13 protein-coding genes are annotated in these 12,229 nt (G+C 49.1%); 4 read left to right on the top strand and 9 right to left on the bottom strand.

Going from position 1 to position 12,229, the window contains the following annotated elements:
* Positions 1-6: 6 nt before the first annotated feature.
* From EPA93_RS03035 to EPA93_RS03015, 5 genes are read right to left on the bottom strand one after another with little or no spacing between them, the layout of a single operon-like run.
* The gene (locus EPA93_RS03035; RefSeq protein ID WP_207229658.1) at positions 7-768 is read right to left on the bottom strand and encodes an ABC transporter permease; all 762 of its coding nucleotides are present in this window, start codon (positions 766-768) and stop codon (positions 7-9) included.
* Positions 761-1,534: an ABC transporter ATP-binding protein gene (locus EPA93_RS03030; RefSeq protein ID WP_129885619.1), complete on the bottom strand. Its 774-nt coding sequence runs from the start codon at positions 1,532-1,534 to the stop codon at positions 761-763. Before EPA93_RS03030 ends, EPA93_RS03035 begins: the two co-directional genes overlap by 8 nt.
* An 11-nt stretch (positions 1,535-1,545) precedes the next feature.
* Positions 1,546-1,896: a DUF1048 domain-containing protein gene (locus EPA93_RS03025; RefSeq protein WP_129885618.1), complete on the bottom strand. Its 351-nt coding sequence runs from the start codon at positions 1,894-1,896 to the stop codon at positions 1,546-1,548.
* Between the two features lie 10 nt (positions 1,897-1,906).
* Positions 1,907-2,254: a DUF1048 domain-containing protein gene (locus EPA93_RS03020; protein ID WP_129885617.1), complete on the bottom strand. Its 348-nt coding sequence runs from the start codon at positions 2,252-2,254 to the stop codon at positions 1,907-1,909.
* On the bottom strand, positions 2,238-2,558 hold the full coding sequence (locus tag EPA93_RS03015; RefSeq protein WP_129894420.1) for a PadR family transcriptional regulator: 321 nt from the start codon (positions 2,556-2,558) through the stop codon (positions 2,238-2,240). Before EPA93_RS03015 ends, EPA93_RS03020 begins: the two co-directional genes overlap by 17 nt.
* Positions 2,559-2,957: 399 nt before the next feature.
* On the opposite strand from EPA93_RS03015, the gene EPA93_RS03010 reads away from it, so the two are divergent.
* Positions 2,958-3,902 carry a D-alanyl-D-alanine carboxypeptidase family protein gene (locus EPA93_RS03010; protein ID WP_165422838.1) on the top strand — a complete coding sequence of 315 codons (945 nt, stop codon included), beginning with the start codon at positions 2,958-2,960 and terminating at the stop codon, positions 3,900-3,902.
* Between the two features lie 168 nt (positions 3,903-4,070).
* Here EPA93_RS03010 and mgtA read toward each other — a convergent pair whose 3' ends face one another.
* From mgtA to EPA93_RS02990, 4 genes are all read right to left on the bottom strand, one after another.
* The gene (gene mgtA / locus EPA93_RS03005) at positions 4,071-6,773 is read right to left on the bottom strand and encodes a magnesium-translocating P-type ATPase (protein ID WP_207229432.1); all 2,703 of its coding nucleotides are present in this window, start codon (positions 6,771-6,773) and stop codon (positions 4,071-4,073) included.
* 861 nt (positions 6,774-7,634) lie between these two features.
* Positions 7,635-7,868, bottom strand: coding sequence for a hypothetical protein (locus EPA93_RS03000; protein ID WP_129885614.1), 234 nt, complete (start codon positions 7,866-7,868; stop codon positions 7,635-7,637).
* Positions 7,861-8,184 (bottom strand): hypothetical protein, encoded by a 324-nt coding sequence (locus EPA93_RS02995; RefSeq protein ID WP_129885613.1) that lies wholly within the window; start codon positions 8,182-8,184, stop codon positions 7,861-7,863. The genes EPA93_RS03000 and EPA93_RS02995 overlap by 8 nt, the downstream gene beginning before the upstream one ends.
* Complete coding sequence (locus tag EPA93_RS02990) at positions 8,160-8,444, bottom strand: hypothetical protein (protein ID WP_129885612.1); 285 nt, start codon at positions 8,442-8,444, stop codon at positions 8,160-8,162. Before EPA93_RS02990 ends, EPA93_RS02995 begins: the two co-directional genes overlap by 25 nt.
* 446 nt (positions 8,445-8,890) lie before the next feature.
* Between EPA93_RS02990 and EPA93_RS02985 the strand changes: the two genes are divergently transcribed.
* From EPA93_RS02985 to EPA93_RS02975, 3 genes are all read left to right on the top strand, one after another.
* Entirely contained in the window at positions 8,891-10,075 is a 1,185-nt protein-coding gene (locus tag EPA93_RS02985) for a helix-turn-helix domain-containing protein (protein WP_129885611.1), read from the top strand.
* Between the two features lie 18 nt (positions 10,076-10,093).
* On the top strand, positions 10,094-10,726 hold the full coding sequence (locus tag EPA93_RS02980) for an NUDIX domain-containing protein (protein WP_129885610.1): 633 nt from the start codon (positions 10,094-10,096) through the stop codon (positions 10,724-10,726).
* Positions 10,727-11,005: 279 nt separating this feature from the next.
* Positions 11,006-12,184 carry a cytochrome P450 gene (locus EPA93_RS02975; protein ID WP_129885609.1) on the top strand — a complete coding sequence of 393 codons (1,179 nt, stop codon included), beginning with the start codon at positions 11,006-11,008 and terminating at the stop codon, positions 12,182-12,184.
* The last annotated feature ends 45 nt before the right edge of the window (positions 12,185-12,229 follow it).

Raw genomic sequence — 12,229 nt, 5'->3', positions numbered from 1 at the left:
TCTGAATCATATCCGGCTTTTATAAGCCCTCATAGCGAAGAACCAGGCTACGACGATGATGCCGGCGCACCATGCGAGAGCGACCCAAATCTCATTGCCCACCGGCTTAGCAGACAAGAGCGCCCGGATAGAGTTAACCATGGAAGTTACCGGCTGGTTTTCCGCAAACACACGCAGGACGAATGGCATTGTTGCTGTTGGAACAAAAGCTGAACTAAGAAATGGCAGGAATAACAGTGGATACGAAAACGCGCTCGCGCCCTCCATCGATTTTGCAGTGATTCCAGGAATGACCGCGACCCATGTCAGCGCAAGTGTGTAGAGCACGAGAATTCCCACCACCGCGAGCCAGTTAAGGATGCCCGCGCTTGAGCGAAAGCCTATAATAAGCGCGACAAGGAGAATAATAATGACGGTAATCATATTGGATACAAGAGAGGTCAGCACATGGCTCCACAGCATCGCTGAGCGTCCGATGGGCATGGAGTTAAAACGCAAGAACATCCCATTCTGTACATCCATGAATAATCGGTACGCCGTATAGGCTATCCCGCTGGCAATAGCCATCAGCAGGATGCCCGGCAACTGGTAATTCACATAATTTATGTTGGCGGCCATGCTAGTTTTTACCGCGCCCCCAAACACATAGACAAACATCAGCATTATCGCGATAGGCGTTATTGCAACCGTGATGAGGGTGTCTGGGCTGCGTAGAATGTGCTTCATTAAGCGCCCAGTCAGTACAACAGTATGCTTCATGTTATTTATTTTCCTTTTTGCCGATGATAGCAAGGAAAATCTCTTCCAATGTCGGCTGTTTTTCGATGTATTCAACTTTGGTGGCCGGGAACAGCTTTTTAAGTTCCTCAAGCGTCCCATTGGCGATTATTTTGCCGTCATGCAGGATCGCGATCCTCCCGGCTAGCTGTTCAGCTTCCTCCAGGTACTGTGTCGTCAGTAAAATCGTCGTGCCGCCATCAGCAAGTTCCTTAACGGTTTTCCAGACTTCAAGTCGCCCCTCCGGATCAAGCCCCGTCGTCGGCTCGTCGAGGAAGATGACGGCGGGCTCACCCGCAAGGCTCATAGCGATGTCGAGCCTGCGCTTCATCCCCCCGGAATACGTGCCTGCCGCTTTGTTGGCTGCGCCGATAAGTCCAAAGCGTTCCAGCATGCTGTCGGCAAGTTGGGCGGGTTTGGGAATGTTGCGCAGCTTAGCGATAAGAATAATATTTTCTCGCCCGGTGAGTATCTCGTCCACGGCGGCAAACTGTCCGGTTAAGCTGATGGTTCGCCGTACCTTCTCAGGTTGCGAAGCCAGGTCAAAACCGTTCACTGTCGCGGTTCCCTCGTCGGATTTCAGCAGTGTCGAAAGAATGTTGATGGTCGTCGTCTTGCCAGCGCCATTTGAGCCGAGCAGGGCGAATATCTCACCTTTGCGAACGTTGAAATCTACGCCTCTCAGGACTTCGGTCTTCGCGCCTTTCGGGCCTGCGAAAATCTTTCGTAGGCCCTTGACTTCAATTGCATTGTCCATACCGATTCCCTTCAATCATCGTTATCCATATCTTTTTTCGTGGTCCTGGCGGCTTCCTGAGCCATTGATTCCTGAAAGACGTCGGCATATGTTTTTGAATGCTTGATGAGATCATCACAAAAAGTTGCCACATCTCTACCTGTCACTTCGAGGACGCCTTTCCCAGCGGCTGCGCCGTCCTCAAAAAGATCGACAATTCCCGAGAGCAATTTAGTCCCTGCGGTTAGCTCGACAGGTCCGACCTTCAAGAGGTATTTTTGAATCTCTTTATAAACAATCTGATAATCTTGCGGGAGTGCCTTGACACGCGCCATATGGGCCCGCCACGCTTTTTTGCCTTCGATGATATCTCGTATGCTCATGGTTATTCTCCTACTTGCCTAATTTTCTCGCGATAGTATTGTTGAGTTGCTCGCGCCACTTGTCGCGATAAGACTTTGCCCCTTCCTCGCCAGCCAACGCCGAACAGAAGCCCGCAATATCGTCGCCTAAAACCTCCCGGGCGCTCTGGCCATCCGCCACCGATTCTTCGAGCAGGCCTAGCACACGATCAAGAATCGGCAAGAGGTAACGTCCGGTGAAATCTGTACGAGACCAAAGATTGGCTTGAACTTCTTTCCATGCCGCTTGATAATCAGCCGGAAGCTTCTCAGCGCGTGCTTCAAAAGTCTTCACTTCTCTCCTCATGTCATTGCCTGTGACTTTATCCCAAAAATTCATGGTTTTTCTCCCGTAACTCTGTGATTTTTGATGATAGGAAATCCCACCGTTCCCAGTACTTGCGCAGTTCCTCACGGCCCGCGTCATTTAATGTAAAGAACCTGCGAGGTGGCCCCATGTCGGAGGACTTTTTCGTAATCTCCACAAGCTTATTTTTTTCAAGCCTGATAAGGATGGTATAAACCGTTCCCACCACCACGTCTGTAAAGCCCAAAGCGTTGAGCTTTTGTGTGATTTCATAACCGTAGGTCTCTCCTCGGTTGATAATTTCAAGAACACACCCTTCCAGGACACCTTTGAGCATTTCAGTTAAATTATCCGTGTCAAACACCCCCTACTAATCAGTATCACCAATATGAAGTATTACTTAGTACTGCTATATTGTAACACTTAGTAGCGGAGGCGTCAAGAGAAAAATGATGGATTGTCAAGTGAAGTGCGACACGGTTCCAATTTCGGCGAAAAATGAAAAGTAGGCAGAAGAAAGCCTACAAGAAGCCTCAAACCAGCCTTACCGGTTGCCTCCGCTCAAGAGTATACTACTCGTGGATAGGGTCAGAGTGGCAGGCTTCCCAACGCTTTTCCACATGATGTGCCGGATACCCATTTTTTGTTGGTCACTCTCTCAAAATATAAAATGGTGAGCCACCATCTCATGAAAAATTTCGAGACATGATGCATGTCCTATGGACAAGGAGGTTCTATGCAATCAAGTAAAAACGTAACGCCGCAAAAGCACACTATTTTCCCTATTCGTCTCCCTTTGAGCATACTCTTGGCCTTGCTCGTCGTTATAACATGGTCTGTGTTCCAACAAGGGACGGCATATGCAGCTTCTCGTGATACTCTTTCGTCTCCACCTGCAGTTAGCGCGCCCTATGCCGCTCTGTATGATCTGACTTACCATACCTCGTTGATGACGAAAGCAGCTACGACGGAAACGGAAATAGCCAGTACGACGAAGATCATGACCGCGTTATTGGTTCTTCAATCGTATAGACTTGATCACAAAGTCACGATCACCCAGGACGTGATCAATTATGTCAATGAGAACAACGCGAGCAATGCTGGTTTGCTTGTCAATGATAAATTGACAGTCAAGCAACTCCTCTATGCAATGCTCTTACCCTCGGGCTGCGATGCTGCTTATGCTATGGCCGTGTCTTTGAAAGGCAGTCTTGACAAATTTGTTGCAGAGATGAACCAAGAAGCAGAGCTATTGGGCCTGACGCAGACCTATTACACGACGGTGGATGGTTTGCATAACCCTGATAGCAAGGGACGCTACGGCTATTCGACTGCTGCTGACCTGATCCAGCTGACGACCTACGCGATGCAGTTTCCTCTGTTCCGTCAGTTGGTCGGTACGCAAACCTACTCGCTTCCCGCTACCTCTGAGCATCACGCGTATACCTGGACCAACACTAATCATTTGCTCGGAACGTATCCAGGGGCCATTGGCGTCAAAACGGGTACAACCCCCTGGGCCGGCTATTGCCTGGTGTTTGCCGCAGTACGCAACGGTGAGACATTGCTGGGAGTCGTGCTTTCTAGTACAAGTAGCCAGCAGCGTTATACTGACTCAACTGCGCTTCTGAACTGGGGTTTTAGTCTCTTCTCGAAGAGTCGCAATCGCCCGGCTGCCTGAAATCTCTCTTTCTAAACAACATATGCTCCCTCGTTCTCGAACGAGGGAGCATATGTTTGGCTATCTCTATCCATCATTCTTGTTGTAGCGGATAATCTATCGCAACTTTGTTGACTTGGGAGTTCTTCGCACGAGGGAAGTTTCATCTTCTTCTTGCAGTCGCCTTGATTACAGCCAGACCTTGAACCGGCGGATAAACCAGGTCTTAATAAGTTGTGTCAAGACGCAATAGGTCAGGAGGGTAGCTACCAGCCACGGGAAGTAGCTAAGCGGTAAGGCTTGCATACCGATAGAGGCCCCAAAGGGCGTAAAGGGAATAGCGATACCAACGGCCATGATAGTTCCGGTGAGCAAGATGACCGGCAAAGATGCGATGCTCTGAATAAATGGGATCTTCTGCGTCCTGATCATGTGGACGATGAGCGTTTGAGAGAGCAGGCCTTCGATAAACCAGCCCGACTGGAACAGCGCTTGCATCTCGGGACTATTGGCCTTGAAGACATACCACATGAGCAGAAAGGTAGTAATATCAAAGATCGAACTGATGGGACCGATGAAGACCATAAAGCGTGCCAGGCCACCGGCTTCCCACTTGCGCGGCCGCGCTACGAACTCTTTGTCCATGCGATCCCAGGGTAGCGAGAGCTGCGAGAGATCATAGAGCAAGTTCTGAATCAGCAGCTGGATCGAGAGCATGGGCAAGAAGGGGATGAATGCGCTCGCCACAAGCACGCTAAAAACGTTGCCAAAGTTAGAGCTAGCTGTCATTTTGATATACTTGATGATATTGCCAAAGACCACGCGACCCCGAATGACTCCCTGTTCCAGCACCAGCAGGCTCTTCTCAAGCAAGATCATATCTGCCGATTCTCTGGCGATATCAACCGCGGTATCTACAGAGATGCCCACATCTGCATCGCGTAAGGCTGCGGCGTCATTAATACCATCTCCCATATACCCAACCGTATGCCCATTGCTCTTGAGGCAACGAATAACGCGAGCCTTTTGCAAGGGATTCAGCTTGGCAAAGACAGTAGTTTTTTCCGCCAGGTCGGTGAGCTCTTCATCGCTCATATCTTCGATCTCGCGCCCAAGCACCATACGCGTGGCATCCAGACCAACCTCGTGGCAGACTTTAGCCGTGACAATATCATTGTCTCCTGTCAGGATTTTGACGGTGACCCCATGCTCAGAGAGAGCCTGAATAGCCTCACGCGAAGAAGCTTTAGGCGGATCAAGGAAACCAATATAGCCGGCCAGAACAAGATCTTGCTCGTCGGAAACCGCAAATGGGCTATGCTGGCCTGCCAACGACTTATAGGCCACGGCGATGACGCGCAGGCCGTCCTTGTTGAGCTCATTGCCCAAATGTTGTACGCGCGCTCTTTTGGCCTCAGTCAAAGGCACTATCTGGCCGTGCTCCTCTATAGCCGTAGAGATGTGCAAGATTTCTTCCAACGCACCCTTACAGATGAGCAAAGGTAGCTCATCCGAGCCTTCCACGATAACAGACATGCGCCGGCGCACAAAATCAAAGGGAATTTCGTCGATCTTATGGTAGCGCAGATAGGTGTGGACCGCGTGCTCCTCTTCTGCATGCTCGATAACGGCCCGGTCAATGAGATTTTTCAGGCCAGTTTGATAGAAACTGTTCACATAAGCGAGCTGTAAGACATGTTCGCTTTCCTGACCACGCGTATCAAGATGGCGTACCAGTACCACATGATCTTCGGTTAATGTGCCTGTTTTGTCGGTGCAAAGAATATCCATAGCCCCGAAATTTTGGATCGAATTGAGCCTCTTCACAATGACCTTGTGTTTGGCCATCATAACGGCACCTTTAGCCAGGTTGGCAGTAACAACCAACGGCAGCATCTCTGGGGTGAGGCCAACGGCAACCGCGAGCGCAAAGAAGAAGGCTTGCTGCCAATCGCCCTTCGTCAGGCCGTTAATGGCAAAGACGACGGGAACCATAATCAGCATAAAGCGGATGAGCAGCCAGGTAACTTTATTGACCCCTTTATCAAAGCTCGTCATGCTGCGCTGACCCAGCACACTACTGGCCATTGAGCCAAAGAAGGTCTGTTTGCCGGTCGAGACTACGGCTGCTGTGGCTGTTCCGCTTACGACATTGGTGCCCATAAAGCACAGGCTGGAGATCTCTAGAGGATCGGTAGCTGTATTCAAGCGACGCTGGGCCGACTTTTCGACAACATTGCCCAGCGTGTCGTATTTCTCGACAGGCATCGCCTCACCGGTGAGAGCCGATTGGCTGATGTAGAGATCTTTGGAGGTGAGTAGGCGAACGTCGGCGGGAATCATATCGCCGGCCGAGAGGCTGACGATATCGCCAGGCACAAGATCGGCAAGGGGAATCTCGCGTTTGTGGCCCTCCTGATGGCTGGCTGAAGGCCGGCGGATCACTGTCGCGGTAGTGCGCACCATGGCCTTGAGCTTTTCGGCTGAGCGTTGGGAGCGAAATTCTTGCCAGAAACGCAGGAGACTGCTTATCAGGATCATGACTGAGAGAATGATGATCTCTTTCCAACTGCGGTCTTCCGGGCTGGCGAATATGACATCGGTGAAGAGGGAAACTGTGCCCAGCACTACCAGGACGCCGATAAATGGGTTAACAAAGGCTTTACCCAGCTGTACCCACCAGACGGGCGGCTTCTCGTGCGCGACCTCGTTTTTACCAAATTGGGCCAGGCGCTTATTGGCTTCAAATTCTGTTAAGCCCTGCTGGCTGGTTTGTAGAAGTTGCAGTGCATGGCTTGTATTGCTGATTGCTACATCCCTCATGAGTTGTGAGAGGCGCAAAGTATGTGTGCTGCGCGCTGATTCCTGCTTTGTGCGCGTAAGGAGCTTCATACTCGATATCCTTTCCTGATGATTGAGTGCGTGAGCGCCGAACATCAGAGGCGCTAGCGCATAGCTCTGCCTCGGCCTTCCCTTTTTTGGCACAGGAGCATACGGTGATATTTGCCGCTATCAGGGCATGGTAGAAAAGACATGCTGTTTCTAGAAGACATGCCCTTGAGCGTGGTAGCTAATGATGGCGCAAAGCCAAAGAATATCTACCACGGCTAGCAACTCGAAGCAGAAATGCTCTACTGTAAGCTGCATATAAGCTGAATAGGGTCAGTAGGGAGGAAGCTAAAGGAGCTGCGCCGTTAAGGCTGCGCAGGCCATGTTGGGAAGGGCTAGCCTCACACTACTCGCCATAAGTATTCGGTTATTTTTCTCCGAAACAGCGAGATGTGAGAGATGGGGAAAAGCAACTCAAGAAGTGCAGCCCGCTAGAGATCTCGCAGGTTATCAGGAGAAAAAGAATGCATAGAGTGAACTAAACGTTGATCACTACTAGGGTCAGGGTCCATTCGGTTCCTCCTTAGATCTGAAAGCTGTGTTGGTTATCCAGGCGGTCCAAAATCTATGGACCACAGCGAAGTATATCATTCCCTCTATATGGATGACATCCTCTATACCCCGATAGGGGATATTACCAACAAATTTAGTATAAGCTGCAAAATGTTGCGCTGTCAAGGTCTGGCAAAAATTTGTGTGTGATTGTCCCTTCTCTTGTATGTGGGACTGAAAATATCCCCAATTGCCAAGGAGAGAAAAGAGGTCCTGACCCGCTGGGAAGGTCGGGACCCCCAAATGAGAGGTAAAAAGAAAATGGTCTCTAGCGGATGGTGCTTTCTTGCCAGGCAAGCAGGTTTTGCGCTCCTATTCCTCCCTGCGCATCGGAGAAGTAACTTCTTCGTCAGTCTGCGGATCGATAAAGACGTAGAGATCCCTTTCTTCGTTGTAAATGATGGCGATCTGGTGCAGCTTCAAATAGGCCAGGCAGGCATCGTAGAGCGCGAAGGAACCCTTCATCATAGGGATATCCTGGGTGATGTTGCCAAGACGAAAGGTAGCATTGAGCGTCCACAGAACGAGCTCGAATCCCTCATTCATGGCGTGGTTCCTCCGCTTGCTCAGCATCGAAGACGCGTACATAGGCCTGACAGCTCATATCCGTGGCCACTTTTTCGCCGACGTGGTGGGCTAGCTCGCCCGTCAGATGGTCAACTCGGCGCAATTTGGCCGAAATAATATGGTGACGAGCTGTGCCCGAGGCCAGACCAGTGAGCCCTTGTTGCATAGCTGTCAGCTCGGCCTCGATCTGGGCGCGCAACTGAGCTACCTGGCTCAGCTGTGGCTCCTGCTTCCTTGCTCTCTCATCAGCCTGCTGCTGGGCAGGTGCATCTAATATTCTATCGTCCTTGCCCATCTGCTACTATCCTCCTGTTTCGTAATAGAGAAATCTAAGAAATAGCGTTGTCGAGAACTGTCAAAGCCAAAACAGATCTCATGGTGCCAGAGCCAGAGATAGTGCGCATGGAAGAAGCGCGCGATCCCTTGCCGTATTTCAGCAGGCAAGGCCAGATCATAAGCTCGATATGCCTGATTGAGATTCTCAAGTACGCTCATCATTGCTTGCAGCGTGGGTGTACGCAATAAGGACAACTCACTGTTGCTATTATTTAGCATTGTTTTCTACACTCCCATTGCTGTATGTAGACATGTTTACCCTGAGAGTACGTCAACGATAGATTTTATAATAAAAGAATACCTTGTTGTCTTATAATTCAGAATGGTATCAAATAGACTTTTTACCGACCATTAGACGGCCGGTGAAGTGATAGATATATTTATCTTTATGCTGTATTATCAATTATGATATTTTTTTATGGTTCGGCCTGTTGAGTATGCTGCAGACTAAGATAAAGTAACTCTGCATATTTATATAAATTTCCGCTATTCAATAGAAGAAAAACAGAGTAATATATAATCGAAATTACGACTACCGCAATTTGAGGAAAAAGAGCTATGAGCAAGTATAGGAAGTTGCTTGTCTTATTCTTCCATGGTTGCATAGTCAAGCTGCCCGGCGTGATGATTGCTCTGCAGTTTGCAGTATACTGAGGTACAGAAAAATGAACGGCGAGAAAAAACCGAATATTATTATCCGTCGTGAACGTCAGTTACGAGGCTGGTCTCAGCAAAAAGTTGCCGAGCTTGTAGGAACAAGTGAGGATGTTGTAAGTCGCTGGGAACGAGGAGAGAGAAAACCAAGCCCCTTTTTTCAAGAAAAGTTATGTATGCTCTATGGAAGATCTACTGAAGAACTGGGATTTATTCCCCCTTCGCTAAACATGTTTACAGCCACCACTACCCAGATGGAGGATATACATGTTATAGACGAAAGACTTGATCAGGCTGAGAGTATCATCAATCTCTCCTGGGAAGCCTGGTTTGCATCAAGACCGAAGCAGGTTGTTAGAGAAGTGACAAAATTGCTCTTCAATCTGGAGAAAACAATTTTGACTCCACTAGCTGCGGTACATAAACTTCACGCAAAAGAGCTTATTATGCGAGGTCATGGTTTACTTGGAGGAATTTACCTGGATGAGCTACAAAAGGATGCTGCTTTTTACCACTATAGCCAAGCCCATAAGGTCGCTGAAGAGATCCACGATATTAATTTATCTCCTACCTATTTTGTTCTCATTGGTGATGTATTGAGGCGACAAAATGACAAAATGGTGGCTCTTAGCTATATGGAACAAGCCCGAGACCAAGCTATTCGTACCGCTAATATGGCGACATTAGGGTATGTCCTCCAAATTCTTGCCTATGCATATAGCGACATAGGTAATGAAGCAGCTTTCGAGTGTGCAATTTCAAAGGCTACAGACCTCCTTGCCTTTGCAGATGAGGGAAAAGATGCAGCGAAAAAGGAATTTACTCCTTTTGAAATCTATGAAATTCAAGGAAAGGCAAACCGCGATCTTGGAAAACCACTCAAGGCAATATCCTATCTTGAACTCGCAGAAAAGTCACTTAATCACACCGACTCTATGATGCCGCGCTGGCGTGCTCTTCTCGAAATCAGTAGGGGACAAGCACTTTATGATGCTGGTGAAATCAAATCAGCAATAGACGTAATAAGTAAGGGCTTTATTTTGGCTTATCAATGTCATTCGCCACATCAAATGAATCGCGTTCGCAAACTGCTGAAAAAGCTGGAGAGTGGCCCAGACAAAAGCTTTTCAGAGGTCCAGAACTTGAAGAGCCTTCTTTATGAAACCTATATGCGTATGGACAATAACGTAATATAGTTCAAGGAGAGTGGTTTTATGGCAGATCAGGCGGTAAAGGTCTTTGTTACAGTAGATATTGTTATTCCGCGGCTTTCTCCAGCTAGCTCGGCTTGGGAAGTGGTGTTGATCCAGCGAAAAAAGCAGCCCTATCTCGGCATGTGGGCGCTTCCTGGTGGGCATCTCTCTGTAGAAGATCCATCCTTAGAAGCGGCGGCGCAGCGTGAAGTGCGTGAAGAAACGGGCCTTACTATTCCTCTGCATTTGTTTCAGCAGGTTCAAACATATGAAGATTTCGAAGATCCACGCGGGAAATACGTTTGTTTGCTCTATGTGCTTAAAGAGCCATTGAACCCAGAAATGCACATTGCTGCTGGGGATGATGCTTCCAACGTACAGTGGCATGCCGTGGAAGATACACGGCGCCTTCCCTACCTTGCGTTTAATCATATCAGACTAGTGCGTGCAGCCCTGCGCCAATTCTTCACAATTTACTATCATGATGCTGTAGGCCTGCAGGAAATAGAGGCCTGCCAGTGTGAAAGAGAAATATCCTCGGGAATCCGCTGTCCCAATACGGCTTACTGGCGTTACAACGGCATGGCTATTTGTCCAAAGCATCTTCAATTGCTGGTGAAAGCAAACCAGCAGCAAGTGCATGTGAGAGGCTGAGGTATGGCACCTGCGATCTAAGTTCCTCGTGTGTCTATTTTGAGCTCAAAAGTGTTTTTTGGCTTGTTTTTCGTATTTTTATTTGCTACACTCTGTTACATGTTGATCCTCTCGCAGAGGACCTTGTAGGCGTACTGCGAGAGCGCTTTCGTGAGTGCAGGGGTCGGGAGAGGAAACAACGCGAGAGAGCGATTGGAACAGACTGCTCTTTTCCCTTGAGGATGCGCAGTTTCCTGCTAGCATCAAGGCTGCAAAGAAAAGAAGGAAAAGGAAGAGAATATGCAAATTCCCTCTTTCGTAAGAGAATATACACTTCCGCCTTTGGAGTGGCAGCGCGCTATGCGTACATGGTCTAAGACCATGCGCCAGGACCAACCAGTCTGCTATGACGAGCAGGTAAGCGGCTGGCGCTTGTTTCGCTATGAAGATATCTTACAGGTGCAAAATGATTATAAAACATTCTCATCTGAGCCGGTGGGCGGAGAATCATTGAGCATTATCGGGATGGACCCACCAAGACACAGCAAGCTCCGCGCGCTTGTCACACCAGCTTTCTCGGCCCGCACGATTGCCCAACTGGCTCCACGTGTCCAGCAGATCGCGCAGGAAATGCTCGCGAATGCGCTGCCGGCTGGTAAAATGGAAATGGTGGCTGATTTTGCCAGTCCATTTCCTATTTTCGTCATTACAGATCTCCTTGGCCTACCAGCAGAAAAGCGGCCATATGTGAAAGCATGGACCGATGCCCTGGCAACCGGCTCGCTCCCCTTTGAAGAAGTGGGTATTACCATGGCCCAGGCTATTGAGGAGCATCGCCAGAAGCCACGCGAGGATATTCTGAGTCTCCTGCTCAATGCAGAGGTCGATGGACAACATTTGACTGAATATGAATTACTTGGCTTCATTCTTACCCTGCTTATAGCCGGAAACCTCACGACAACACAACTGCTGGGCAATGCCATTCTCTGTTTTGATGAGCATCCTGAAGCCTGGGATCAGTTACGCCAGGACAGATCGCTGCTCGCAAGTGCTGTCGAAGAAATCTTGCGCTGTCTTCCGCCAAATAGAGGCACCGGAGGAGATCGCACGATCATCGGGGGACGCATAGCCACAACTGATGTGGAGGTTGGCGGGAAATTAATTCGGCGGGGTGAAGAAATCTACGTGACGACCATTTCGGCCAATTTCGACGAGCAACAGTTTAGCGATCCTGAGCGCTTCGACATTCGCCGCACTCCTAATCGTCATATCTCGTTCGGCCACGGGATACATTTTTGCCTGGGCGCTCCACTGGCACGCTTACAGACAAAGATCGCCCTGGATCTGATGCTCGATATGATCCCGGATTGGCGTCTGTCACACGATGTTCCGCTGAAACAGATCGAAAATCCTATAGTCTTTGGCGCACAGAAATTGCCCCTGACTTTTTCCTCCTCCCGCAGTATGCGGAAAGATTGAGCCCCTTTCAAGTAACCATTCTGCTTGCCAGTAATTTCGGCCCGT

It is taken from the genome of Ktedonosporobacter rubrisoli (assembly GCF_004208415.1).
Classification (GTDB): Bacteria; Chloroflexota; Ktedonobacteria; order Ktedonobacterales; family Ktedonobacteraceae; genus Ktedonosporobacter; species Ktedonosporobacter rubrisoli.
Note: the sequence above shows the minus strand (reverse complement) of the source record. Positions and strands in the feature narration are given on the sequence as shown.